23 protein-coding genes are annotated in these 25,251 nt (G+C 76.2%); 16 read left to right on the top strand and 7 right to left on the bottom strand.

Annotated elements, in window-relative coordinates; genetic code table 11:
• Nucleotides 1-113: 113 nt before the first annotated feature.
• Nucleotides 114-932 carry an NAD(P)-binding domain-containing protein gene (locus tag CHF16_RS24725; RefSeq protein WP_089328514.1) on the top strand — a complete coding sequence of 273 codons (819 nt, stop codon included), beginning with the start codon at nucleotides 114-116 and terminating at the stop codon, nucleotides 930-932.
• A 34-nt stretch (nucleotides 933-966) separates the two neighbouring features.
• Here CHF16_RS24725 and CHF16_RS24720 read toward each other — a convergent pair whose 3' ends face one another.
• From CHF16_RS24720 to CHF16_RS24695, 7 genes are all read right to left on the bottom strand, one after another.
• Nucleotides 967-1,632, bottom strand: coding sequence for a neocarzinostatin apoprotein domain-containing protein (locus CHF16_RS24720; protein ID WP_179271684.1), 666 nt, complete (start codon nucleotides 1,630-1,632; stop codon nucleotides 967-969).
• Nucleotides 1,633-1,666: 34 nt separating this feature from the next.
• The gene (locus tag CHF16_RS24715; RefSeq protein WP_179271683.1) at nucleotides 1,667-2,251 is read right to left on the bottom strand and encodes a neocarzinostatin apoprotein domain-containing protein; all 585 of its coding nucleotides are present in this window, start codon (nucleotides 2,249-2,251) and stop codon (nucleotides 1,667-1,669) included.
• Nucleotides 2,248-4,053: an ATP-binding cassette domain-containing protein gene (locus CHF16_RS39640; RefSeq protein WP_143228107.1), complete on the bottom strand. Its 1,806-nt coding sequence runs from the start codon at nucleotides 4,051-4,053 to the stop codon at nucleotides 2,248-2,250. Before CHF16_RS39640 ends, CHF16_RS24715 begins: the two co-directional genes overlap by 4 nt.
• Nucleotides 4,050-5,174 carry a hypothetical protein gene (locus CHF16_RS24710; protein ID WP_089328511.1) on the bottom strand — a complete coding sequence of 375 codons (1,125 nt, stop codon included), beginning with the start codon at nucleotides 5,172-5,174 and terminating at the stop codon, nucleotides 4,050-4,052. The genes CHF16_RS39640 and CHF16_RS24710 overlap by 4 nt, the downstream gene beginning before the upstream one ends.
• Nucleotides 5,175-5,188: 14 nt before the next feature.
• On the bottom strand, nucleotides 5,189-6,220 hold the full coding sequence (locus CHF16_RS24705; RefSeq protein ID WP_089328510.1) for a DUF916 domain-containing protein: 1,032 nt from the start codon (nucleotides 6,218-6,220) through the stop codon (nucleotides 5,189-5,191).
• A 55-nt stretch (nucleotides 6,221-6,275) separates the two neighbouring features.
• Nucleotides 6,276-7,595, bottom strand: coding sequence for a WxL domain-containing protein (locus CHF16_RS40440; protein ID WP_089328509.1), 1,320 nt, complete (start codon nucleotides 7,593-7,595; stop codon nucleotides 6,276-6,278).
• Nucleotides 7,596-7,838: 243 nt separating this feature from the next.
• Nucleotides 7,839-8,660, bottom strand: a complete 822-nt coding sequence (locus tag CHF16_RS24695) for an IclR family transcriptional regulator (RefSeq protein WP_245869160.1) — start codon at nucleotides 8,658-8,660, stop codon at nucleotides 7,839-7,841.
• A 159-nt stretch (nucleotides 8,661-8,819) separates the two neighbouring features.
• Between CHF16_RS24695 and CHF16_RS24690 the strand changes: the two genes are divergently transcribed.
• From CHF16_RS24690 to CHF16_RS24620, 15 genes are all read left to right on the top strand, one after another.
• Nucleotides 8,820-10,115 (top strand): flavin reductase, encoded by a 1,296-nt coding sequence (locus CHF16_RS24690; protein ID WP_089328508.1) that lies wholly within the window; start codon nucleotides 8,820-8,822, stop codon nucleotides 10,113-10,115.
• 22 nt (nucleotides 10,116-10,137) lie between these two features.
• Complete coding sequence (locus tag CHF16_RS24685) at nucleotides 10,138-11,433, top strand: acyl-CoA dehydrogenase family protein (protein ID WP_218826817.1); 1,296 nt, start codon at nucleotides 10,138-10,140, stop codon at nucleotides 11,431-11,433.
• On the top strand, nucleotides 11,430-12,899 hold the full coding sequence (locus CHF16_RS24680; protein WP_245869158.1) for an aldehyde dehydrogenase family protein: 1,470 nt from the start codon (nucleotides 11,430-11,432) through the stop codon (nucleotides 12,897-12,899). Before CHF16_RS24685 ends, CHF16_RS24680 begins: the two co-directional genes overlap by 4 nt.
• Nucleotides 12,899-14,044, top strand: a complete 1,146-nt coding sequence (locus CHF16_RS24675) for an FAD-dependent oxidoreductase (RefSeq protein WP_089328507.1) — start codon at nucleotides 12,899-12,901, stop codon at nucleotides 14,042-14,044. The genes CHF16_RS24680 and CHF16_RS24675 overlap by 1 nt, the downstream gene beginning before the upstream one ends.
• Entirely contained in the window at nucleotides 14,044-15,495 is a 1,452-nt protein-coding gene (locus CHF16_RS24670; protein ID WP_089328506.1) for an aldehyde dehydrogenase family protein, read from the top strand. Before CHF16_RS24675 ends, CHF16_RS24670 begins: the two co-directional genes overlap by 1 nt.
• Nucleotides 15,496-15,653: 158 nt before the next feature.
• Nucleotides 15,654-17,288: a nitrilase-related carbon-nitrogen hydrolase gene (locus tag CHF16_RS24665; RefSeq protein ID WP_089328505.1), complete on the top strand. Its 1,635-nt coding sequence runs from the start codon at nucleotides 15,654-15,656 to the stop codon at nucleotides 17,286-17,288.
• Complete coding sequence (locus CHF16_RS24660) at nucleotides 17,285-18,088, top strand: oxidoreductase (protein WP_089328504.1); 804 nt, start codon at nucleotides 17,285-17,287, stop codon at nucleotides 18,086-18,088. The genes CHF16_RS24665 and CHF16_RS24660 overlap by 4 nt, the downstream gene beginning before the upstream one ends.
• Nucleotides 18,085-19,071, top strand: coding sequence for an alpha/beta hydrolase family protein (locus CHF16_RS24655; protein WP_089328503.1), 987 nt, complete (start codon nucleotides 18,085-18,087; stop codon nucleotides 19,069-19,071). The genes CHF16_RS24660 and CHF16_RS24655 overlap by 4 nt, the downstream gene beginning before the upstream one ends.
• An 8-nt stretch (nucleotides 19,072-19,079) precedes the next feature.
• Complete coding sequence (locus CHF16_RS24650) at nucleotides 19,080-20,327, top strand: aromatic ring-hydroxylating dioxygenase subunit alpha (protein WP_089328502.1); 1,248 nt, start codon at nucleotides 19,080-19,082, stop codon at nucleotides 20,325-20,327.
• On the top strand, nucleotides 20,324-21,070 hold the full coding sequence (locus tag CHF16_RS24645; protein ID WP_089328501.1) for a hypothetical protein: 747 nt from the start codon (nucleotides 20,324-20,326) through the stop codon (nucleotides 21,068-21,070). Before CHF16_RS24650 ends, CHF16_RS24645 begins: the two co-directional genes overlap by 4 nt.
• Nucleotides 21,063-22,010 (top strand): hypothetical protein, encoded by a 948-nt coding sequence (locus CHF16_RS24640; RefSeq protein ID WP_089328500.1) that lies wholly within the window; start codon nucleotides 21,063-21,065, stop codon nucleotides 22,008-22,010. The genes CHF16_RS24645 and CHF16_RS24640 overlap by 8 nt, the downstream gene beginning before the upstream one ends.
• Nucleotides 22,007-22,789: an SDR family oxidoreductase gene (locus tag CHF16_RS24635; protein WP_089328499.1), complete on the top strand. Its 783-nt coding sequence runs from the start codon at nucleotides 22,007-22,009 to the stop codon at nucleotides 22,787-22,789. The genes CHF16_RS24640 and CHF16_RS24635 overlap by 4 nt, the downstream gene beginning before the upstream one ends.
• Nucleotides 22,786-23,529, top strand: coding sequence for a maleate cis-trans isomerase family protein (locus CHF16_RS24630; protein WP_089328498.1), 744 nt, complete (start codon nucleotides 22,786-22,788; stop codon nucleotides 23,527-23,529). The genes CHF16_RS24635 and CHF16_RS24630 overlap by 4 nt, the downstream gene beginning before the upstream one ends.
• A gap of 14 nt (nucleotides 23,530-23,543) precedes the next feature.
• Nucleotides 23,544-24,341 carry an alpha/beta fold hydrolase gene (locus CHF16_RS24625; RefSeq protein ID WP_089328497.1) on the top strand — a complete coding sequence of 266 codons (798 nt, stop codon included), beginning with the start codon at nucleotides 23,544-23,546 and terminating at the stop codon, nucleotides 24,339-24,341.
• A gap of 11 nt (nucleotides 24,342-24,352) precedes the next feature.
• The gene (locus CHF16_RS24620) at nucleotides 24,353-25,204 is read left to right on the top strand and encodes a DUF72 domain-containing protein (protein ID WP_089328496.1); all 852 of its coding nucleotides are present in this window, start codon (nucleotides 24,353-24,355) and stop codon (nucleotides 25,202-25,204) included.
• The last annotated feature ends 47 nt before the right edge of the window (nucleotides 25,205-25,251 follow it).

Here is a 25,251-nt window from a genome sequence, read left to right as displayed (position 1 = left end):
TCGGTCCGGGGAAGAGGGTGACCTTCGTCCCTCCCCGCGGGACGCGGTGCCGCTCGACGCGCGATCCATGGCATGACAGCATGGAAACGCTGTTTCCATTTTGAGGAGGGGCCGTGCGGTACGTGGTGATCGGTTGCGGGAACGTGGGCATGGAGCTCGCCCGGCGGTGGAGCGAGCGGGGGCACGAGGTCCTCGGGACGACCACCTCTCCCGAGCGGGCCGGTGAGGTGGCGGCGGTCTGCGCGGACGTCGCGGTGCTGCGCGGCGCCGACCGCCCGGCCGTCACCGAGGCGGTGCGCGGGGCCGACGCGGTGGTGCTCACCGTCAGCCCGCGGCTGTCGCGGTCCTTCGACCCCGGGCAGCGCGTCGCCGAGTACGCCGACACGCTGGTCGCGAGCGCGCGGACCGCCGTCGCCGTCCATCCGCGGGTCGTCTTCACCAGTTCGACGTCCGTCTACGGCGCGGGCACCGGTCCGGTGATCGACGAGCGGAGCCCGCGGACCGGCGACGCGGACGCCTCACCGCGCGGCTTCATCGCGGCCGAGGACGCGGTGCTGGCGTCGCCGGGCGGCGCGGTGGTGCGCATCCCGGACGTCTACGGCCACCCCGGTGACATCGACTACCCGGCCCGGGTCCGGTTCGCGCACGAGAGGCTCGGCGGGAGCGTCCCGTTCTCGGCCCGCGCGCTGCTGTACCGGATCGACTACCGGGACGCGGCGGCGGCGCTCGACTTCGTGGTGAGCGAGGGGCTGACCGGCGCCTACAACGCGTTCCCCGACGCGGTGGTGCCGCCGACGAACGCCGAGGCGTTCGGGGAGATCTGCGCCGCCGAGGGGCTCGCGGAGCTGGCCTTCCGCGGCGAGATCAGGACGCCGGAGGTGCCGGTGACGTCGGCGAAGCTGCGCGCGGCGGGGTTCGCGTTCGCGCACTGACGCGGGGAGGCGCCGCGCCGGTGCGCGAACGCGGTCAGCGGCCGTCGTGCGCCCTGCGCCGCCGCGGGATGATCAGCAGCGCGGCGCCCCCGGCCATCACCAGCGCGGACGCGATCAGCGCGTAGGTCGGGACGCCGTCGAGGCTGCCGGTGTTCGGCAGGTTCTTGGTGCCGCCGGTGCCGTTCGCGCCGCCGGAGCCGGTGGGGGCGCCCCCGCCGTCGCCGCCGCCGCCGGTGTTCCCGCCGCCCGTGCCCCCGCTCTTGCCGGCGAAGGTGACCGGGATCTCGGCCGTGTTGGGACCCTGGTTGCCGGGCGCGGTGACCGCGATGACGCAGGCGCCCGGCTTGGCCGTGCAGTCGGCGCCGCCCGCCTTCGCCACGATCTTGATCTTCGCGGACGTCGACTTGTCCTTGGTGATGAAGTTGCCGTCCGCGTCGGTGCCGCCGAGGATCGCGCCGCCGGTGTCCTGCGCGGCGCAGTCGGTCGGCAGCTTGGGGCCGGGCTTGCACAGGCCGAGGGTCACGAAGGTCTCGTTCGGGGTCATGCCGCTCACCTGGACGGTGATGGTGTCCCCGGCCTTCAGCCCGGTGGTCTTGCTCGCGGTGATCTTCGGTGCGGCGGACGCGGGCGGCGCGAACGCCAGCACGCAGGCGCCGGTGAGCGCGGCGGCGGCTCCGGCGCGCCTCAGGGATCTGGTCACGGCGTTGCTCCTTCTGGTCATCTGCTGCGGCTGGTCATCTGCTGCGGCGTTGGACGGCGGCGACGGCGGCGCCCACGAGGACGATCAGCCCGGTGACGGCGGCCCAGAGCCGGGTGGACGGCCCGCCGGTGCCGGGTCCGGCGCTCGCGGCGGGCGCCGCGGAGGTCCGGACGGCGGTGCCGCCCTTGACGGGCGATCCGGCGAATCCGACGCGGACGATCGCGGTGTTGGCGTCCACGACGGCGCGCGGCACGGCCCCCGGCAGCGGGCCGGCGCCGATGACGCACTGGCGGGACGTGCAGTCGATCCCGCCGAACCGCGGGCGCGCCGTGAGCCGGACCTCCGGCAGCCTGCCCCGGGCGTCGACGTTGACGAAGGTCGCGCCGCCGCCGAGGTCGCAGTCCTTGAGCCCGTTGGTGTAGCCCTCCCGGCAGAGGCCGACGGCGACCGACTTCAGGCCCGGCCGGAACCCGGTCCCGGTGACGGTGATCGTCTCGCCGGGCTGGAGGTCGGCGGCGCGGCTGACCTGGAGCGCCGGCGAGGGCGCGGCAGCCGCGCCCTGGACGGGGGGAAGGGTTCCTGGGGCGCTCAGCGCGGCGGCGAGGGCGATCGCGATCACGGGGCGGAACCTCCGGTGCTGCCGGCGGCCGCCGTCCGCCGTGCGGTGGCGGGCGCGGCGGCGGGGACGGGGGTCTCGGTGACGCGGTCGCGTCCGACGGTGTAGCCGCGGCATGCGAGCGCGCGGATCTCCGGGGCGGCCGGCGCGGCGACGAGCACGGCGGTCCCGGTGGCGGCGAGCCTGCGCAGCACGGTGTGCACGGCACCCGCTCCCGGGCCGGCGGCGATGCCGTCCACCAGCAGGAGCCGGGGCCGGGTGAGCAGCGCCTCGGCCAGCGCGAGCAGGTCCCTCTGCGCGGCGGACAGCGCCCGCACGGGCTCGCCGCCGAGGCCGCGCAGCGCGGGGAAGACCTCCAGCACGGCGCGGGCGGCGGAGCCGGGGTCGGCGTGCCCCATGTCGCGCGCGTGAGCGGCGAGGCCCTCGGCGACCGGGCGCCCGTCCGGGACGCGGGGCGCGGGTCCGGCGTGGTGGCACAGCCCGAGGCGCATCCGCTGCCCGGCGTCGAGCGCGGTCAGGTCGGCGCCGCCCAGCCGTACCTTGCCGCGGCACGGCACCGCGCCCGCCAGGGCGGCGAGCAGCGTGCCCGCCCCCGGGCCCGACAGCGCGACGATCTCCCCCGCCGCCACCGTGAGGCCGGCGCGCCGCAGCGGCACCGTCCCGCGCGGGACCGACAGCCCCTGGACGTGCAGGAACGGCGCCGGATCGGGTTCCGGCCCGCGCACGCGCAGCGCCAGCAGCGCGCCGAGGACCGGGGGCACGGCGGTGACCGCCAGCGCGGACCCCTCGGCGAGCACGCCGCGCAGGGCGGCGGCGCAGCCGAACCCGGCCAGCCCGCCGAGCGCGGCGGCGGCCCCGGTGAGGCCGGCCGCTGCCAGTAGGCGCGATTCTGGCAGCGGCCGGAGCACGGTGGCGTCGAGGGCGGCGGTGGCCAGGCAGGCGGCGGCCAGGACGACCGCGAACCCGGCGGCGAGCATCGCCGGTCCGGGCGCGGTCGCCATCAGCAGCGGCGCCGCCGCCCCCGCGAGCAGCAGCCACGGGACGGTCTGCGCCGCGCCGGCGGCCCGGCGCCCCAGGACGGCGAGCACGGCCCCCGCCATGAGCGCCCACGCCAGGTACCGGACGGGCTCGTCGCCGATCAGGTCCCATCGGAAGGTCAGCAGGTGCAGGCCGCCCATGAGGGAGGCACCGACCGTCCATCCCACGAGGAGGTGGACGGGCAGGGCGGCGCGGACGTCCCGGAGCACGCCGCGCGCGACCGGGCGCTCGGAGCCGGCCGGTTCGGGCGCGGCCGACGCGGCAAGGGCGAGAACGGCCCCCGCAACCCCCGCGACCAGCAGCGCCGTGCCGGGATCGGCGGACCACAGCGTCGCGACCCACGCGGCGGCCGCCGCCCCGCCGAGCGCGGCGGCCTGCCCCCATGCCGCGGCGCCGGGCGACCGCGCCGCCCGCGCGCGGGGCGCGGCCAGCAGCGGGCTCGCGAGAAGCCCGGCCGCCATCACCCCGGACGCGAACACCGGCACGGCGGGGGCCGCTCCGGCGACCGCGACGGCGAGCCCTGCGAGGACGCCGCCGACGGCGGTGACCCGGTGCGCGCGGAACCGTCCGGCCAGCCGTGGCACGGCCAGAGCGCCGGCGCACGCGAGCACGAGCCCGGTCAGCGCCATGTACGTCACCACGTCGCCGGGGACCTTCACGACGCCGCCGAGCGCGTCGGAGAGCAGCAGCACGGTGCCGCCCGCGAGCGGTCCGGCGGCGGCGGAGGCCACACCGGCCAGGGACGCCCGCCGCGAGGAGATCGTCATCGCGCGTCCCCTCTCGGCAGGGCGAGGAAGCGCTCCAGTGCCTCGGTGTCGACCGCCGCCGCGGCCCCGCCCGTCCGGCGCTCCAGGTAGCCGATCAGCGCGTCGCGGTCGACGACGTACTCGCCGGACGGCGACGGCGCCACCGAGTCCAGGTAGCCGATCACGTCGGTGAGCTCCACCGTCGCCTCCGGGGCACGGGCGGCGGGCGGCGCGGCGGTGGCGGGCACCGCCCGGCGGCGGCGCCTGCGGGCCCGCGCCCACCGGCCGAGCGTCAGCCGGACACCGATCAGCAGCAGGAGCGCGGCCAGCGCGTTGGCGCCGAGCAGCCCCCACGGGTAGGCGCTGAAGCTCGTCTCGAACGGGACGGCGCCGGCGTACCGGCCGCCGACCACGAACCGCCCGAACGAGGCCGGCGGCAGCACCACCGGGATCCGGTACGTGGCGGTCTGCCCGGGACGCAGCGTCCCGGTCGGCGGGGCGTCCAGCGGGCTGTCGGGCACGGCCCCGCCGCCCCAGCCGACCACCAGCGGCGCGTTCTCGAGGGGCTCGGGGCCGCTGTTGCGGATCCGCAGCACCAGGGTGCGGCGGGGCCTGCCGCCGAACAGCTCGCCGCGCCCGCCGCCGCCGACGAGCTCCAGGCCGACGACGTCCGCGCGGACGGGCGGGGCGTCGCGGCGGACGGCCTCGACCGGGTGGCCCGCGACGGTGAACGGCACCGTCACCACCGCCTCCGGCCCGGGGCCGCCGGGCAGGGTGCCGACCCGGACGACGCAGGGGCACGCGGCGGGGGGCGCACCCACGGTGAGCCCGGCCTCGAACGTCCCGGTGGGCGCGACCATGGCGGTCACGGCGCGCTCGGTGTCGCAGTCGGCCGAGCCGTGCACCGCCTCCGCGCCGCAGACCTGGACCTGCACGGTCGCGCCGGGCGTCCACGCGCTGCCGCTGATCCGGGCGGCCGTGCCCGCGGCGGCGGAGGACGGCTCGACGGCCGCCCCCGGTTCCACGGCCGGCGGCGCGGTCCGCGCGGCGGCGGCCGGGACGGCGGCGGGCTGCACACCGGCGGCGACGGCGAGGGCGAGCAGCAGCGCGGCCGGGCGCCGTGCGGAAAAGCGGAGCCCCACGGGAAGACGCGGCCTCACAGGAAGACCCCCGTCTCGGTATCGCCGGAGGTCAGCCCGGCCCGCTCCCGCCAGCGGCGGATGAGCCGGGGCAGGACGGACCACAGCACGAACACGCCGCCCGCGAGCGTGAGCAGCGCGACCCAGGGCACGACGGTGAACCGGGTCTGGGCGCGGACGTCGATGCCGCCGGCCGCGACCAGTTCCACCCGGACGGTGACCGTGTCCAGCGCGGGCGTACCGTCCCACGGCAGCGTGATCTCGGTGCGCCCGCCGGGCAGGAGTTCGGGCAGCCGCCGGTCCGGCCACCGCTTGATCTCGCGCCCGAAGGCGCCGGTGGCGCGGACGCGGGCGGTCGGCGCGATCCGCTGGTTGCCGGTGTTGACGACGGTGTAGCGGATCGTCCCGCGCCCCCGCTGGACGAACGGGACGGCCGGGTCGCTGCGCCGCACGCCGAGGCTCGCGGCGCGCAGGCCGGGGGTGAGCGGGCCGGAGACGCGCAGGTAGACGCGGGCTCCGACGGCGCGCCGCACCCCGACGCGGGCGCCGCCCGCCTGCTGGACGCTCTCGATGGCGGTGTTCAGCGCGACGATTCCGCCGATGTGCTCGCCGGGGGTGGCGTTGGCGGGGACCGTCAGGGTGAACGGGATTTCCTTCGCGGTCCGCGCCGGGATCTTCTGCGTCGCGGACTTCATGCGTATCCAGGCGCCGACGTCGCGCGGCGCCTCGTCCGCCCCGCGCAGCGCGAACCCGGCGTCGCGGGGCGTGTTGTAGGCGTCCGCGCCGTAGACGCGGAAGGTGAGGGGGCGGCGGGTGAGGTTGGTGATCCGGACGACGTCGCGGACGGTGGCGCCGGGCGGCGCGTCGAACGCGAAGAAGGGCCGGGCGGCGAGGGCGGCGCTCGCGTTGGCGGGCCCCACGGACCAGGCCCCGTTCCCGGTCGCGGGGCCGGGTGCGGCCTCGGCCGCCGCCGCGGCGCCGGGCGCGGCGGCGCCGGCGGCGAGGCCCGCCGCTGCCGCGGCGGCGGCGATCCGCTGTCGGGGGGTCATCGGTCACCTCGCTGCGGCCGGGCGGGTCGCCGCCCGGCCGCGGGGCTCGGGGCGGTCAGGAGAGCGTGAGCGTGAGCACGGCGGTGTAGCGGCCCGCGCCGGTCGCCGGCGGGACGGTGAGCCGCAGCCCGGCGCCGGCGGTGAACGTCCCGCCCACGATCTGCCCGGACCCGCCGGGCGCGGAGCACAGCGTGGCCGCCGTGGTGGTGTCGAGCGGCCCGGCGCTGCCCTGCGTCACCGCGCTGGCCCCGGGACCCGCGGCGCAGTTCGGCGTCCAGGTCAGCTTCCCGGCGGGGATCTTCGTGCCGGCCGGTGCGGTGAAGTCGGTCAGCGTGCCGGTGAGCGACCAGCCGGTGGTCCCGCCGCGCGCGTCGATGACCTCGACCTTCCGGAGCGCCCCGGTGGCGGCCTGCTCGGTGCCGTCCAGCGTCACCGGGCTGAGGTCGACCTCGCCCGGCTCGCGGGACATGGTGAGCGGCCCGCCGGTCACGGACAGGTTGATCTTCTGCTCGGCGCACCGCTCGGCGGGCTCGCCGGCGCACGCCCCGGTGGGCGGCGGCGTCTTCTCGGTGACGGTCAGCGGCACGGCGCGGCTCACCTGCCCCTGGGTGACCACGACGGTGCGGGCCCCCGGCGCGGCGGACTCGGCGACGGTCGCCGACGCGGTGAGCTTCCCGGCGGCGTCGGCGGAGGCCGACACCCCGGTCAGGCCGCCGGGGTCGCAGGCGGCGCCGGCGGCGTCGCACAGCGCCAGCTCCGCCGCGCCCGGCTGCCAGCCGGAGCCGGTGACGCTGATCGCGCCGCCCTGGACGACCGTGGCGGGGCTGACCGAGGCTGCGGGGCCGCCCTCGGCGACGTCGATCGTCGCGAGCGTCCCGGGCGCGGTCTTCGGCGTGCAGGTGATGGTGGCCTGCGCGCCGGCCTCGGCGACGATCGTCAGCCCGGCGGGCGCGATCCTCACCTGCCCGGCGGCGGTGAGCGCGAGCCTGCCGGAGACCTTCCCGATCGGCAGCTCGCCGTACGCGGGGATCGTCTCGGTCCGCTTGGGCGCCTGGATGGGCACCGAACCGGACTGCGCGCCGGAGACGGCGAGCGTGCCGGAGGTGGTCCAGGAGTTGACCGGGAGCGGCGCGACGCCGGGCATGTTCGAGAAGTCGGCCTCGACGGCGACCTCGTCACCCACCTTGGCGGACGCGGGCGCGGACACCGTCACCGAGGCGTCGTACGCGAACGTGCTCCCGAAGATCGTGCACTGGTAGGGGACCTGTCCCGTGCCGGCGTGCGCGGCGCCCGCCGCGGCCAGCGGCACCGTGACGGCGCCGGCCGCGGTCGCGACCGCCGCGGCGCCGCGCAGGGCGGTGCGTGTGCGTCTCATGGATGTCGCCGCTCCTCTCGCCCCGTTTCGCACAAGGAAACAGGGTTTCGCAAGGTGCGGATAGCGAAACCGCTACGGCGCGGCGATGTCAAGGGGCGGGCGGCAGCGGAAACACAATCGTTTCACTGCGCGATCATCGCGGAGGCGGTGCCGGGCGGCGATGGGCGGCCCCCGCCGAGGTGACGGGAAGGCGGCGGGAAAGGCGGCGGGGAGGGTGACGGGAAAGGCGGCGGCGGGACGCGGTCAGCCGCGGTGGCCGAGCTCGCCGGACAGCCGCGCGGCGGACTCCACCAGCGCCGGCGCGCACTCGGCCATCCGCGGCTTGAACCGGGTGAGCGGCCCGGCGACGCTGAGCGCCGCGATGACCCGGCCGTCGTGGTCGAAGACCGGCGCGGCGATCGAGGCGGTCCCCTCCTGGCGCTCGCCCTGCGAGGAGGCGTACCCACGCTTGCGGACCGCCGCCAGCTCCCTGCGGAGCCGGTCCTCGTCCACGATGGTCCGCTCGGTCAGCGCCTCCAGCCCGTGCCGGGCGATCAGCGCGCCGACCTCGGCCTCGTCCAGGAACGCCAGGATCGCCTTGGACGAGCTGCCCGCGTGCAGCGGGTAGGGGATGCCGAGGCTGACCTCCACCCGCAGCTCGTTCGGCGGCACGACCTGGTCGACGTACAGCCGGGTGTCGCCGCGCCGGATCGACAGGGTGGTCGTCTCCCCCACCTGCTGGGCGAGGCGGCGCAGCTCGGGCGCGGCCAGCGCGCGCAGGTCCATCCGGGCGAGGTAGGCGCGGCCGAGCGCGATGGCGGCGTGCCCGAGCGCGTACCGGCGGGTCACGGGGTCGACGGCGATGAGGTCGCGGCTGCGCAGCGCGGTGAGGATGCGGTGCACGGCGGCCTTGGTCAGCCCGAGCTCGGTGGCGATCTCGGTGACCCCGAGGTCGGGCCGGCCGCTGCGGCCGAACAGCAGCAGGACGTCCATCGCGCGCTCCACGGCGGCGATCGACCGGCTCTGCCCCTCGCCCTCCTCGGCGGGGGACGCGGCGGCGCTCGAAGGGCTCGCACTGCGCGGCACGGCGGTTCCTTCCGACGGGGTGGGACCAGCCGCAGTCTAGGCCATCGCGTTTCCCGTACAGAAACACTCGTCTCCGCTCGGGGCGTTGACACCCGCTTCGCGACGTCGTTACCGTGAGCGTGACGGTGTTTCCTGCTGCGAAACGAAGGGCCCGATGCCGTGGCGGTCGACGCGCAGACCTTCCGTTCGGTGCTCGGCCAGTGGCCGACCGGCGTCGCCATCGTCACGACCGTCTCCGGCACCGGCTGGCACGGCATGACGGCGGGCTCGTTCGGCAGCGTCAGCCTCGACCCGCCCCTGGTCATGGTCTGCCTGGCGCGGCACGTCCGCACGCACGCGCTGGTCGAGCGCAGCGGCGTGTTCGCGGTGAGCGTCCTCGGCAAGGACCAGGCCGCGCTCGGGCACCGGTTCGCGGGGGGCGAGCCGGGCGCCGACCGGTTCGCCGGCGGGACGTGGACCGCGGCGCCGACCGGCGCGCCCGTGCTCGGCGAGGCGGTCGCCTGGCTGGACTGCCGGGTCGTGCACGCGCACCCCGGCGGCGACCACACGATCTTCGTGGGCGAGGTCCTCGGCGCCGCGACGCCCCGCCGGACCGCGCCGCTGCTGTTCCACTCCCGCGCCTGGGGGCAGCTCGCCGACCCGCTGCCGGACGAGGTGACGATCGCCGACACCGGGCTCGCCGCCGCGCTGCACCGCCGGCTCACCGCGTCCGGCACCGCGCCCGCCCGCGTCACCCGGGCCGGCGCCGCCCGGCTGCTGGCGGCGGTGGGCGCCGCGGGCGTCCGGGTCCGCACGCCGCTCCCGCCCGCCGTCCCGCCCGGCGCGCTCCCCAACGGCACGCTCCCCAACGGCACGGGCTCCAACGGCGCGGGCTCCCCCGCCGCTTGGTCGGTGCTGGTGGAGGACGCCGCGTGCCTGGCCGAGGTACCGCACGGGTCCGGCATCACCGCCGAGGTCGCCGACGGCCCGGACGCCGCGCGGCTGATCGGGGCGGCGCGCACCCGCGGCCTGCCCGTCATCGGCCGGATCGGCGACGGCTTCGCCCCCGGACGGCAGCGGGACGTCCTCGCCGCCGTCGACCGGCTGGCCGCCGCCGGGTGCGCCGAGATCGCGCTCGACGAGGGCCCCGAGGCCGCGTCCCCGCTGCACGTCCGCAACCTGCTCCAGGAGGCGGTGGCACGCGCCCGGCCGGTGCCGCTGCGGGTGCGGCTGCGCGAGGCGTACGGGCTGGGCCTGGCGAACGCGCTGACCGCGATGAAGAGCGGCGTGCGGAGCTTCGACACGACGCTCGGCGGCGTCGACGGCGGCCTGTGCGCGGAGGACGTGCTGTTCCTGGCCGCCCGCCTCGGCGTCGCCACCCCGATCGACCGGGCCGCCCTGGTGGCCGCCGCCGCAGACCTGGAGGCCGTCTGGGGGTCGGCCCTTCCCGGCCGCACCCACCGGGCCGCGTCCTGACCAGCCGAAGGGAACCAGCCGAATGACCCAGCCGACGACCCAGCCGACGACGCTGACCGGCGAGCGGCTCGTCGAGTCCATGACCGCCGCCGAGCGCGCGCGGGCCGAGCGCGTGGAGGCGGTGCTGCCGCGGCTGCGCGAGGCCGCCGCCGGCGCCGACGCCGCCGCCGAGTTCCCGGCCGGGCACGTGGCGCTGCTGCGCGACGCCGGCCTGCTCGGCCTGGTGGTGCCCGAGGAGTACGGCGGCCTCGGCGGCGGGCTGCGCGACCTGGCCGCCGCCACCTACGCGATGGGCGCCGCCTGCCCGTCCACCGCGCTCGCGTACTTCTTCCACAACACCAGCGCGTCGCGGGGGCTGCTCCCGCTGGAGGCGGTCGAGGCCGGTCTCTTCAGCGGGGACGACGAGGTGAAGCCGGTCCGGGCGTTCGCCGAGAAGGTGCTGTCCCGGATGGCGTCCGGGACGTGGATGGCCAACTTCGCCAGCGAGGAGGTGAAGTCGTCCGGCGCCAACATCGCGATCGCCACGACCGCGTCCCCGGCGGAGGGCGGCTGGGTCCTCAACGGGGTGAAGTCGTTCGGGTGCGCCACCGGCGTCGCCGACACCTACCTGGTGACGGCGCGGTTGGACGGCACATCCGACGCCGACGGGCTGGCGCTGTTCCTGGTGCCGCGGGATGCGCCGGGCGTGGCGTCCCGCGAGCCGTGGAACGGGCTCGGCATGCGCGCGTCCAACAACCACGGGGTGACGCTCACCGGCGTGTTCGTCCCGGCGGAGGAGGCCCTCACCGTGCCGGGTGCGTTCGTGCGGATGCTGCGGATGAGCCGGGGCAGCTTCGTCGGCAACCAGCTCGCCATCGCCGCCTGCTACCTCGGCGCGGCGCAGCACGTGTACGACTTCGCGATCGAGCGGCTCACCCGCCGGACGTTCGCCGACTCCGGCCGGCCGATCGCGTCCTCGCCGATGCACCAGGTGATCATCGGCGACATGACCGAGCGGCTGGAGACGGCCTACCTGTGGATCCGCCGCCAGCTCGAGCTGGAGACGTCCGAGCCGCCGCTGCGGCCGAAGCCGGAGGTGTACCGGCAGTGGCGGCTCGCCAAGGGCGACATCACCGAGGCGTGCTTCCAGGTCGCTCTCGGCGCGTTCAAGGCCTGCGGCACCTCCGCCGCGACGATGGACGGCGTCATCGGCCGGACGCTCCGCGACCTCGCGATGGGCCTGGTCATGACGTTCCCGGCGGAGCGGGGCCGGCTGGAGGCGGCCCAGGTCATCACCGAGAGCAAGGAGAACGAGCTGTTCGCGAGCGTGCCGCGGTGACCCCGTCGACCCCGGTGACCGCGCCGCACCGCGACCTGGTGGACGGGGAATGGGCGGACGCGCCCGCGGCCGGCCCCGTGCTGGAGGACCCGGCGACCGGCGCCGAGACCGGGCCCGCCGGGATCACCGGCGAGGCGCGGGTGGAGCGGGCGCTCGCCGCGGCCGAGGCGGCGGCGGGCGGCTGGGCGGCGCGCCCGGCCGCCGAGCGCGCGGACCTGCTGGACGCCGTCGCCGCCGCCCTCGAACCGGCGGTCGCGGAGATCGCCGCCCTGGAGGCGGCGGCCACCGGCGTCCCGATCCGGCAGGCGGCGCCGCTCGGCATGATCGTGTCCGGGTCGTTCCGGCTGGCCGCCGAGCAGCTGCGCGGCGGCGGCCTGGAGGCCGCGTTCGCGCACCCGGACGGCCGGGCGGTGGAGGTGCGGCGGCTGCCGTGGGGCCCGGCCCTGTGCCTGGTCCCGTGGAACGCGCCCGCCCCGATGGCGGCGCACAAGGTCGCGAACGCGCTCGCCGCGGGCTGCCCCGCGATCCTCAAGCCGAGCGAGTACGCGCCGGCCGGCTGCCAGCGGTTCGCCGAGGCCGTCGCGGAGGTCCTCGCCGCGCGGGACGTGCCCGGCGGGGTGTTCCAGCTCGTCCACGGCGACGGCCGCACCGGCGCGCGGCTGACCGGGGACCCGCGGGTCCGGGCGGTGTCGTTCACCGGCGGCGCCGCGGGCGGCCGGTCGGTCGCCGCCGCGTGCGCGGCCGGGCTCAAGCCGGTCCAGCTGGAGCTGGGCGGCTGCAACCCGCTGATCGTGATGCCGGACGCCGACGCGGACCGCGCCGCCCGCGCCGCCGTGGACCTGCTCACCACGCTCAACGGGCAGTGGTGCCGCGCGCTCGGCCGGCTCATCGTGCCGGAGGCGGCGCAGGGCGCGCTGCTCGACGCGATCGGCGCGCGGCTCGCGGCGCTGCGCGCGGGCCCGCCGCTCGACGAGGACACCGACCTCGGCCCGCTGGTGCACTCGCGCCACCGCGACCGGGTCGCCGCGCGGCGCGACGCGCTCGGCGGGCGCGTCCTGTCGGCCACGAAGGTGCCGGACCGGGGCAACTACCTCGCGCCCGCGCTCGTGACCGGGGTGGATCCCCGGGACGCCGCCGAGGAGATCTTCGGGCCGGTCGCGACCGTCCACCCGTACCGGACGCCGGACGAGGCCGTCGCGCTGGCGAACGGCACCGCCTACGGCCTCGAAGGCTACGTGGTCGGCTCCGACGAGGGCGCGGCGCTGGCCGTGGCCCGCCGCGTCCGAGCCGGGGAGGTCAAGGTGAACGGGTCCAGCGTGATGAGCCTGCACCTGTACGCGCCGCGCCCCGCGTGGGGGGCGTCCGGGCTGGGCGAGGAGGGCACGGCGGAGACGCTGCGGTTCTTCACCAACCCGCGGGTCGTGGGCGTGGAGGACGGGTTCGCCCTGCACTCCCGGGAGGCGTGATGGCGCGGGTCCTGGTCGCCGGGGCGGGCCCGGTCGGGCTCACCGCCGCGCTGGTCCTGGCGCGCCGCGGCGTCCCGGTGACCGTCCTGGAGGCGGAGCCGGGCCTGGCCGCCGAGTCGCGCGCGTCCACGTTCCACCCGCCGTCGCTGGAGATGCTGGACGAGCTGGGCGTGCTGGACGCCCTGCTGGAGCGCGGCCTCGTCTCCCGGACGTTCCAGTACCGGGAGCGGCGCGGCGGCGTCATCGCCGAACTGGACCTGTCGGTGCTGTCCGGGGACACGCCGTACCCGTTCCGGGTGCAGTGCGAGCAGAGCAAGCTGACCCCGATCCTGCGCGACCGCCTGCTCGCCGCGGGCGGCGAGGTGCGGTTCGGCGCCGCCGTGCGGGCCGTCCTGCCGCACGCAGGCGGGGTGGAGGCGACGACGGCGGCGGGCGGCCGGTTCCGGGCGGACTGGCTGATCGGCGCGGACGGCGCCGGTTCGGCGGTGCGCCGCTCGCTGCGGATCGGGTTCGAGGGCATGACGTACCCGGAGCGCTTCCTGGTCGCCTCGACCCGGACCCCGGTGGAGGAGCTGCTGCCCGGCATCGCCGCGGTGAACTACGTCTTCGACCCCGGCGAGTGGCTGGTGCTGCTGCGCACCCCCGACCACTGGCGGGTGCTGTTCCCGACACCGGACGGCACGCCCGACGACCGCGAGCTGTCCCGGCTGCCGGAGCGGCTGCGGGGGGTCGCCGACACCGAGTGGGACGTCGCGCACGCCAGCCTCTACCGGGTGCACCAGCGGGTCGCGTCGGCGTTCCGGGCCGGGCGGGTGCTGCTGGCCGGGGACGCCGCGCACGTCAACAACCCGCTCGGCGGCATGGGCATGAACAGCGGCATCCACGACGCCGTCCGGCTGGCGGGCGCGCTCGCCGGCGTACTGGAGGGCGGCCCGGAGGCGGCGCTCGACGAGGCGGCGGCCGCCCGGCTCGACGTCGCCCTGTCGTTCGTCCGGAAGGTGACGCACGCCAACTGGGAGCGGATGCGGTCCAGCGACCCGGCCGCCCACCACGCGGAGCTGCGCGGGCTCGCCGCGGACCCGGCCGCGATGCGGCGGCACCTGCTGCGCACCTCGATGATCGCCTCGCTGCGGGACGCCGCCTGATGCCCGGCGAACCCGCGGCGCCCGGCGGGCCGGGTGTGATCGTCCGGGAGAACCCGGCCCGGCTCGGGGAGGTCGTCGGCCGCGTCCCGGCGGCGGGCCCGGCGCAGGTGGACCGGGCCGTCCGGGACGCCGAGTCCGCGCAGCGCGCTTGGCGGGAGTTGCCCGCCGAGGAGCGGGCCGAAATCCTGCGCAAGGCCGCCGACACCGTCGACGCCATGGCCGGCACCGACGTGCTGATGGCCCGCGAGACCGGCAAGCCCCTCGCCGACTGCGCCGGGGAGCTGCGGTTCGCCGCCGCCTACCTGCGCTGGGTCGCCGAGAAGGCGCCGGCCGCGCTCGCCGACCGGGAGACGGACGACGACGCCGGGCGGCTCGTCCTGCGGCGGCGCCCGTACGGGGTGGTCGCGGCGATCACGCCGTGGAACGCGCCGGTCATCCTCGCCCTGCTCAAGGTCGGGCCCGCGCTGGCGGCGGGGAACACGGTGGTCGTCAAGCCGTCGCCGCTCGCGCCGCTGGCGGTCACGCGGGTGCTGGAGGCGTTCCGGCCGGGGCTCGTCCGCGTGGTGCACGGCGGCGCCGCGACCGCCCGGCACCTCGCCGGCCACCCGGGGGTGCACAGGGTCGCGTTCACCGGCGGGAGCGCGGCGGGCCGCGCCATCGGGGCGGCGGCCGCCGAGGCGGTCACCCCGGTCCTGCTGGAGCTGGGCGGCAACGACCCCGTCGTGCTTCTGGACGACGCCGACCTCACCAGCGCGGCGATGGAGCGCCTGGTCATGGCGTCGTTCGCCACCGCCGGACAGGTGTGCATGGCCGCCAAGCGCCTGTACGCGCCGCGGTCGCGGCTCGCCGAGGTGCACGAGGCGTACGTCGCGGCAGCCGAGCGCGTCCTCGTGCTCGGCGACCCGCTGGACGCGGGCACCACGGTCGGCCCGGTCATCTCGGCGGAGGCAGCCGAACGGGTCCGCGCCCTGATCGCCGACGCGGCCGGACGCGGCGGCACCGTCACCGCACTGGGCGCGGTGCGGGCCGACATGGAGCGCGGCCACTTCGTCCGGCCCGCGCTGGTCACGGACGTGCCCGACGACGCGCCCGTCGTCGCCGGAGAGCAGTTCGGCCCGGTGGTGCCGCTGCTGGCCTACGACGACGAGGACGAGGTGGCCGTCCGCGCCAACGCGGGCGACCTCGGCCTCGGCGCGTCGGTCTGGTCGGCGGACGAGGAGCGCGCGTTCGCGTTCGCCCGCCGGTTCGACGCCGGGTTCACGTTCGTCAACACCCACAACCGCACGGGGATGGCGCTGCGGGCGCCGTTCGGCGGTGTGAAGCGCAGCGGCCACGGCCGCGAGTACGGCGTCGAGGGCCTGCTCGAGTACGCGCAGACGTGCGCGGTGCACGCGCCCGCCGCGTTCCGCGCGGGCGGCGCCGGAATGGGCGCGGGCGCGTACCCCACCTGACCCGGCCGCGCCTCCGGCGGGCTGATCGAGACCCTCCCCGGGGCGTCCTGACCGCGAGCGGCACGACGTGAAGTTTCTTCGCGACGGCTCTGGCGGCCCGGGTGCCGCCCTTGTACAGTTTTGGAAACAGCGTTTCGCTAGAGGAACCGGGAGGCCCGATGGGTCCGGTCCGGGTGGCCGCCGTCCAGTTCGCGGCGGGCCTCGATGTCCCCGGCAACCTCGCCGCCTGCCTGCGCATGGTGGACCGCGCGGCCGCCGAGGGCGCGCGGGTCATCGTCCTCCCGGAGTTCTGCAACCGGCTGTCCTGGTACGAGGACCGGGAGTCCGCCCGGCGGCACGCGTGCACGCCGGACGGCCCCTTCCTCACCGCCGTCTCCGCCAGAGCCGCCGCCCACCGCGCCTACGTCAAGGCCAACGTCACGCTCGCCGGCGCCGGGGGCCGGGTCACCGTCAGCAGCCTGCTCTACGGCCCCGACGGCGCCCTGCTCGGCCGGTCGGACAAGCTGACGCTGATGGGCGCGGAGGGCGACCACCTCGACCCCGGCACCGCCGCCGGCCCGGTGGTACCCACCCGGTACGGCCGCCTCGGCATGTACGCCTGCATGGAGGGCGTCACCAGCGACGTCCCGCGCGACCTGGCGGTGCGGGGCGCGCAGGTGCTGCTCAACAGCCTCAACTCGTTCGCCACCGACGAGGCGGACCTGCACATCCCCGTCCGCGCCGCCGAGAACCGGGTGTGGGTGGTCGCCGCCAACAAGGTCGGCCCGCTGCTGCCCGCCGCGCTGCTGCCCGCGATCGCCGAGCGGCTCGGCGTGCCGCCGGACCTCCTCGACGGCGCGGGCGAGAGCCAGATCGTCGCGCCGGACGGCACGGTCGTGGCGAAGGGCCCGCGCACCGGCGAGGCGGTCGTCGTCGCCGACATCGACCCGTCCCTCGCCGACCGCAAGACCCGCCCGGACGGCACCGACCTGTTCGCCGCCCGCAGGCCCCGGCTGTACGCGCCGATCGTCGCGCCGCCCCGCCCCCGCACGGCGCCGCCGGGCGCGGCGAAGGCGGACGCGGCCGTCGTCCGCTCCCCCGGCCTGGTGCGCCGGGCCGCGCTCGCGGGCGCCGAGCTGATCGTCCTGCCGGAGCTGGCGTTCGGCGCCGAAGCCGACCCCGGCCGGGTCGTCGCGGAGCTGGCCGGAGCGCTGGACGGCACCACCGCGCACGCCGTCACCACCGTGCGGGACGGTGCCGCGCACGCCGCCATCCTGGTGAACGCCGACGGGCTCGCCGGACGCCAGCTCCAGCTCCACGCCGCCGCCCGGCACTCCGCTTGGGCCACCGAGTACGGCGACGAGGTCGGCGTCTTCACCCTCCCCTGGGGGCGGCTCGCGCTCGTCGCGGGCGACGACGCCCTCTACCCGGAGGTCTTCCGGCTGGCCGCGATCGCCGACGCCGACGCCGTCGCGGTCCCCTTCACCCCCGCCGAGGACTGGGAGACCGCCCTCGGCCTCCCCGAGCGCGCCGCCGAGAACCGGCTGAACGTCGTCGCGTCCGGCCCGGACGGCGGCCTGATCCTCGCCCTCCCCGCCGACTTCACCCTCTGGACGGCCTGGGCGGGCCCGTTCGAGGGACGCATCAGCCACCCCCTCGTCACCCGCGCCACCGAGCCGGTCACCGTGGCGGCCGTCCATCCGGCCCAGGCCGTCAACCGGCTCGTCTCCAAGAACACCGACCTGGTCGGCGGGCGTCCCGCGCACGCGGTCGCCGCGCTGGCCGCCGACGCACCGAGCGGAGCGCCCCGTTGAAGGAGACCCTGCAGCACGTCGAGCAGATGGTGGACGAGTCCCCCACCGTCGACGTGACCGAGACGTTCCACCGGTTCGGCTCGATCCTGGACCGGCTGAAGGAGCGGATCGACGCCCGGTTCGAACTGGCCCGCGACCCGTCCACCGAGGCCCTGGAGTCCTACGGGAACCCGCCGGACGGCCCAGGCGGGCGCCTGGCCGCCTACAGCGGGCCCGAGGTCGACTGGATGGTCCACTCCTGGCTCGGGAACCCGGCGGCCGGCTTCGCGAACCTGCACCTGACCGTGTGGCTCGGCCCGCAGGTGCGGGTGCCGCACCTCGGCATCGCGCTGCTGGTGTGGCCCGAGGGATGGTTCTACGTCGACTCCGTCCCCCGCGTGAACCTCCTCGCCGACGGCGCCTACTACGACGCCTACTACGAGCCGCTCAACGAGGAGTGGCTCGCGGTGCGGGAGCAGAACCCGCAACTGGAGTGGTTCACCAGCCGCGCCGGGTTCATCCGGGCGAGCCTGTCCCCCACCGCGCACTGCCACTCCTTCCCCCGCGAGGAGAAGAACATCGACCTGGTGGAGCGGCTGCTGACCGAGCACGTCGACCGGTGGCTCGGCTGGGTGGACGAGGCCCCGCCCGTCCCCGCGGAGGAGCGGGCCGCGCTCGCCGCCACCGACCTCGCGATCCGGCGCAACATCGCCGAGCGCGACCCCGCGAACGTGATGGGCGTCCGGTACTTCGGGCAGGAGACCACCGACCGGCTCGTCCGCGCCCTGTGGGGCGGCGACCGAGAGCTGCCCCGGCCATGAGCACGGCGACGGGCACCTCCCCGAGCACGTCCACCGGCGCGCCCCTGGCCGTCCGGTCGTTGTGGTGGTCGGCGGACACCGGCGGCCCCGCCCCGTTCGGCACCGCGCACCTGAAGGTCTACTACCCGGCGCGCGCCGAGGGCACCGACGCCGAGCGGCTGTCCGGGATGATCCCGCCCGACCCGGAGCACGCGCCCTACCCGGTCGTCGTGTTCTGCTCCGGCGTGAACGTCGAGCAGGCCGTCTACCGGGAGCTGGCGGCCGGGATCGCCGCCGCCGGGTTCGTCGTCGCGACGTTCGACCGGGTGGCGGAGCTGTTCGGCGGCCAGTACGGGCTCACGCCCGGCGTCGACCTCGACGCGGCCCGCCCCGACTCCTACGGCACCCGACCCACCTGCCCCGCCATCCCCGCCGTGCTGGACGCGCTCGGCGGGATCGGGCCGCTCAAGGGCGTGCTCGACCTGGACCGGGTCGCTCTCGGCGGGCACTCGGCGGGCGGCACGGTCGTCCTCCAGTCGGCCCGGTTCGTCCCGAACGTGCGCGCCTGCTTCGCCTACGGGACGCACACGATGGTCGCGACCATGCTGGGCTGGCCGCCCGGCACCGTCCTCCCGGCTCAGGTCGGCTGCCCGGTGCTGCTGGGCGTCGGCACCGAGGACGGCGTCATCACGGGCAGCTCCGACCGCTACGGCGAGGACGAGCGCCCGCCCTCCCGCGATCCGGTGGCCCGCACCTTCCACGAGGCGCTGCGCGACCCGCGCGACCTGCTCGCCGTCGTGCGCGGCGCCAACCACTTCACCGTCGCGGACCCGGTCGACCCGACCGCCGCCCGCGCCTTCCTCGACCGGCCGGCCACGACCGACCCGGCCGCGTCCCGCCGCGCCTTCACCGGCCTGGTCACCGCGTTCCTGCGCGCACACGTGCGCGGGGAGGGCGCGGAACCGTCCGCCGACCCGGCGCTCATCGACCTCCGGCGCCGATAGGAGCCACCATGCTCAAGAACTTCTGGTACGCGGTCGAGTTCGCCCACGCGGTGACCCGCGCCCCCAGGCGGGTCACCGTCCTCGGCCAGGACTTCGTCCTCTACCGCAAGCGAGACGGCCAGGTGGTCTGCCTGTCCGACCTGTGCGTGCACCGGGGCGCCGCCCTGTCGGAGGGCAAGCTGGTCGGCGACGCGATCGCCTGCCCCTACCACGGCTGGCAGTACGAGCCGGACGGCGCGTGCAGCAGGATCCCGGCGAACCCGCCGGGGCGCGGCATCCCGAAGAAGGCCCGCGTCGACTCCTATCCCGTCCGGGAGGAGTACGGGATGGTCTGGGCGTTCCTCGGCGACCTGCCGGAGGACGAACGGCCGCCGATCCCGCACTTCCCCGAGCACGACGACCCGTCCTTCGCCACCGTGTACGTCGAGATGGTCATCGAGGCCAACTACGAGCGGACGTTCGAGAACGTCGTGGACGCCGCGCACACCCCCTTCGTCCACGGCACCCGGTTCGGCAACCCGGACAAGCCGGAGATCCCCGACTACGAGATCGTCCAGGACGACTGGTCGGCGGTCGCCGACATCACCCTCAGCCCGCCGCCCGCGCGGGGCCTGTGGAAGCGGCTCTACAAGGAGAAGCCCGAGGACGTCCTGACCACCAACGGCTGGTACCTGCCGAACATCGTGAAGCTGCACGTCCGGCTGCCGTTCGGGGACATGGTGCTGTACGACCACAACATCCCCATCGACCGGAACCGCACCCTCATCAAGATCGTCGGGTACCGGAACTTCTTCACCGGCCGGTGGGCGGACCGCGACGCCCGCCGGCGGATCCGCGGCATCCTGCTGCAGGACAAGCCGGTGGTGGAGAGCCAGCGCCCCGAGCTGCTCCCCTACGACCTGCCCGACGAGTTGCACCTGCGCAGCGACGCGCTCCAGGTCGCCTACCGGCGCCGGCGGCAGCAGCTGATGGCGGCGGGCTGGTGGCTCGGCGACGAGGACGAGATGAGCGTCAACGGCCCGCGCGGCAGCGCCACCGTCATCCCGTCCCCGGCCCGGCGGGAGAACCCGGAGCTGGCCCGCGCCTGGCAGCACCGCGCCCGCGGCGGCACCCCGGTCCCCGTCCCGAAGACCGCCGCCGCGAAGACCGAGACCACCGCGGACACGAAGACCACCGCGAACACCGAGAAGACCGCCGCGAACGGCGCCGTCCCGGAGAAGGCCGGCGCGGACACCACGGAAGGGGAGAGCGAGTGACCGCGACGCCGCCCAAGGCGCTGAGCGACCGGACGCTGGCCGCGCTGGCGGGCATCGAGGAGCTGACGACGGTCCGCGAGAAGGACCTGCGGAGCCCGATGTCGACGGACCCGGTCGGCGTGCTGCACGTCCTGCGCGGCGACCGGATCGCCAAGGTCGTCCGCATCGGGCTGACCGTCGGCGCGATCGGCATGGACAGCCACATGATCTTCGCGTTCACCGCCGCGGACTCGCCCGTCCCGCACTTCACGCTCGACTCGGTCAAGGCGGGCGGCCACCTCGCCTACCACATCGACCTCGTGCCGCGCGCCGACCTCGGCTCGCGGCTGGCGTACCTGAACGCGGTGTACCAGCCGCTGACGCCGGTGTACGAGGAGGTCCGGGAGCGGTTCGGGCCGTCCGCGGCCGCGATCGGCCCCCGGCAGCACGCGGTGATGTCCCCGTGGATGCTCGTCGACCGGGCGAGCGAGGAGCAGTTCGAGCAGATCGGCGCCTACCTCGACCGGTACTTCGAGCACTGGCGCGACCTGCTGGTGAAGGGCCTCCCCGACGAGGCGCTGGACGGGCTGACGGCCCCCGGCCTGGCCGCCCGCGACGCCCGCAACCGCGCCGCCCTCTTCAGCCCCGAGGTCGACCCCGTCTGGGCGAACGTCGCCCGGCTGGTCGGCGACGAGCAGGCCGAGGAGCTGCGCCGCGAGCTGCTGTCCAACGACCTTCCGGAGGACGGGGCGGCCCGTGGCTGAGCCGAGCGAGTGGCAGAACCGCATCCAGGGCGAGTGGCACGGGAGGCCGTCGCTGTTCGACGCCACCGGCACCTGGCGGGGCTACGAGGACATCCGCCGGTCCTCGGTCTTCGAGGACGGCACCACCACCTACTACATGGACGGCGGGCTGGAGGGCGGCGGGCCCCTTGCCGGCCGGTTCCGGCTGGGCGCGCCGTTCGCGTTCGGGGTCGTCGACTCCGACAGCGACCGCGTCTACACCGGGCCCGACTTCCACGGGACGGGGCAGCCGTACGGCGGGTTCGTCGACGCGCACTACTACGGCCCGGGCTGGCAGGTGGACCTCAACACCTGGAACCACGTCCTGCCCGACGGCGAGACGCAGGTGTACTCGTCCACCCTCTACCAGGGCTGGACGGTCGTCGGCTGCTTCAACGGTGTCTACAAGCGGAGCACCGACTACGACACCAACCCGGAGACCAGGGAGGCCATCGAACGGCATCTGGCGGGCGAGACGCGCAACGGCCCGGTCCCGTTCATCCTTCCGACCAAGCAGCGCGGCGCCTACGGCGGGACGTGCGAGCTGTGGGGCGCCGACCAGAAGCCGGCCGGCGAGGTGACCGTGTCGATCGAGCTGGAGCCCCTCGACCTGCTGCGCACCCGCCGGCACATCACCTGGTCCGGCGCGATCGACCGGACCTGCACCGTCGAGGCCAGGCGGGACGGGTTCCGCTCCTTCTTCGAGGGCCCGGACGCGTGGGGCAACGCGCAGGCGTTCGGCCGGGCCGACTACCCCGTCCTGCACTTCACCGACGTGTGGAAGCTGAAGGGCCGCGAGTTCATGGTGGACGCCGCGCCGGGGATGACCGCCGGGGAGACCCTCACCGTCGTGTACGAGCTGTTCAAGGGCAACGTCCTGACGAGCGTCCTGCACGGGGTGCTCACCTGGGAGGCCGCGTGACGGGCCCCGCCGTCGTCGTCACCGGCGGGACGCGCGGCATCGGGTTCGGCCTCGCCCGCGAGCTGCTCGCCCGCGGCGCCCGCGTCGCGATCTGCGGCCGGTCGCGGGAGTCGGTCGACGCGGCGCTCGACGGCCTCGGCGGCGGCGCGATCGGGCGGGTCTGCGACATGGCGGACCGCGGCCAGGTGCAGGCGCTGTGGGACGCCGCCGCCGAAGAGTTCGGGCGGGTCGACCACTGGGTCAACAACGCGGGCGTGTCCACCGCCCGCCGCCCGCTCGCCGAGCTGCCGCCCGAGCAGCTGGAGGCGGTGGTGTCGGCGAACCTGCTCGGCGTGATGCACGGCAGCGCCGTCGCGGTGCGCGGCATGGCCGCGCAGGGCGGCGGCACCGTCTGGAACATGGCCGGGCTCGGCGGCGACGGCCGCACCGTCCCCGGGCTGATCGCCTACGGCGCGACCAAGCGCGGCGCCGCATACCTCACCTCCGGCCTGGCCAAGGAGGTCAAGGGCGGGCCGGTGAAGGTGGCGCACCTGTCCCCCGGCATGGTCGTCACCGACCTGCTCGTCCGGGACTACTCCCCCGAGGAGCTGGCGAAGGCGAAGAAGGTCTTCAACATCCTCGCCGACCGGGTGGAGACGGTGGCGCCGTGGCTGGCCGCCAGGATCCTCGCGGGAACGCGGAACGGCGGCACGGTCGCCTGGCTCACCACACCGAAGATCATGGGACGGTTCCTGCTCGGCACCGTCCGCAAGCGCGACCTGTTCGGAGACCCGGCATGACGGACGCACTCGGCTGGCGGCGCAAGTTCGGGGTGATCGCGCCGTCCACCAACACCATCGTCGAACCCGACTTCTACCGGATGGGCGTCCCGGGCGTGACGTCCCACTTCTCCCGCATCCACATCCGGGACCAGAACATGGCCGGGGACGCGGGCATGGAGCGGCTGCTGGAGCAGATCCGCGACGAGATCGGCGCGGCGTGCGAGCGCGTCCTCACCTGCGAGCCCGACTACATGGTGATGGGCATGTCCGCGGAGACGTTCTGGGGCGGAGTCGAGGGCAACAAGCAGTTCGTCAGGCAGATCCACGACATCACCGGGCTCCAGGTGGCCACCGGCGCCGAGGCGTGCGAGCGCGCGCTGAAGCTGTTCGGCGCCCGCCGGATCGGCGTCGTCACCCCCTACCAGCCGGTCGGCGACGCCAACGTCCGCCGGTTCTTCACCGAGCTCGGCTTCACGGTCGACCGGATCATCGGCCTGAAGTGCCCGACGGCCGTGTCGATCGCGCACGTCACCGAGGAGGAGCTGCGGGCCGCGCTGCGCGAGCTGGCGGCGGGCGACGTCGACGCGCTGGTGCAGTGCGGCACCAACCTGTCGATGGTGGCGGCGGCCGACGAGGCGGAGCGCTGGCTCGGCCTGCCCGTCATCGCGATCAACGCCGCCACCTGGTGGATGGCGCTCCGCGACAACGGCATCGACGACAAGGTCCACGGCGCCGGGACCCTCCTGCGCGAGCACTGACCGAGGAGGGCCGCATGAGGACCACGGGCGGGTACGCCGGCACCGAGTGGGGCCAGGTCCACTACCGGAGGAACGGCGACGCGGGGCCGTGGATCGGGCTGTTCCACGAGTCCCCGCTGTCCTCGCGCGTCTTCGAGGACGTCCTGCCGCTGCTCGGCCGGCACGCTCGCGCCGTCGCGTTCGACACCCCCGGCTACGGCGCGTCCGACCCGCCTCCGGGGCCCGGTGCCGAGATCCCCGACTACGGCCGGGTGCTGGCGCGGGCGGCGGGCGCGATCGGGATGGAGCGGCCCGTGCTCTGCGGCGTGCACAGCGGGGCGTCCCTCGCGCTCACCGCCGCCGCGCACCTGCCCGCCGCCGGGCTGGTGCTGAGCGGCGTCCCGCTGTTCACCGGGGAGGAGCGGGCCGCCTTCATCGCGGGCTGGACCCCGGAGGCGCCGGTGGACGGCCGGGGCTCGCAGTTCGGCTGGGCCGTCGACCGGTACCTGCGCGGTTGGGGGCCGGACGTGCCGCCGGAGCTGCTGCACCTGGCCGTGGTCGAGCTGATGCGCGTCGCCGGCCGCTACGGCTGGGGGTACCAGGCGGCGTTCCGGTACGACCCGGCGGAGGCGCTCGCGGCGGCGGACGTGCCCGTCCTGCTGCTCAACACCGAGCACGACGTCCTCGCGGCCAAGGACGCGGTCGCGCTGGAGCTGGCGCGCGACGCCCGCCTCGTCGTCCTGCCGGGCGTCCGCGCCCAGCCGCACCTGCGGGCGCCGGGCGAGTTCGCCGCCGCGCTGCTCGACTTCGTCCGGAAGGCGGGCGTTCGGTAGCGTCGGGCCGCATGCGGGTTCATGTGGGGTGCGCGATGTGGGCGCACGCGCGGTGGCAGGGCCGGTTCCTGCCGCCGGGGCTGCCTCCGGCCGAGCGGCTGCGCGCCTACGCGAGCTGGTGCGACGCGGTGGAGGGGAACACCACCTTCTACGCGACGCCGCCGCGCAGCGCGGTCGAGTCGTGGGCCGAGCAGACCCCGCCGGACTTCCGGTTCCTGCTGAAGCTGCCGAAGGCGGTCACGCATGAGCGGCGGCTCGCGGACGCCGGCGAGCCGCTCCGCGCCTTCCTGGGTGCGATGGAGCCGCTGGGGCCGCGCACGCACGCGCTCTGGGCGCAGCTCCCGGCCTCGTTCGGCCCCGGCGACCTCGGCGCGCTGGCCGGCTTCCTGCGCGGGCTCCCCGCCGGCCACCGGTACGCGGTCGAGGTCCGGCACCGGGCGTTCTTCGAGGACGACCGGTGCGCCCGCGACCTGGAGCGGGTGCTCGGCCGGGCCGGGGCGGAGTGGGTCCCGTTCGACACCACCGCGTTCTTCACCACCCCGCCGACCAGCGACGCCGAGCGCGACGCCTGGACGAAGAAGCCGCGCGTGCCGCGCCGGTCGGCGGCGCTCACCGACCGCCCGGTCGTCCGCTACCTCGGCCGGGACGACACCGAGCGCACGGTCGAGGGCTGGCGGTTCTGGGTGGAGAAGGCCGCCGAGTGGGTGCGCGAGGGGCGCTCGCCGACCGTGTTCGTGCACACCCCCGACAACGCCGACGCCCTGGAGCTGGCCCGCCGCTTCCACGACGAGGTGCGGGCCCTCGCGCCGGAGGTGGAGCCCCTGCCGGAGCCGGTCCCGGCGGAGCCGCCCACCCTCTTCTAGGACGCCGCCCCAGAGAGGAGGTCGGCTCGGGCAGGAGGTCGGCTCGC

Origin of the sequence: Actinomadura meyerae (genome assembly GCF_900188445.1) — a bacterium.
Lineage (GTDB): Bacteria > Actinomycetota > Actinomycetes > Streptosporangiales > Streptosporangiaceae > Spirillospora > Spirillospora meyerae.
The sequence above is the reverse complement of the archived record's forward strand: the minus strand, read 5'-3'. Positions and strand labels throughout refer to the sequence as shown.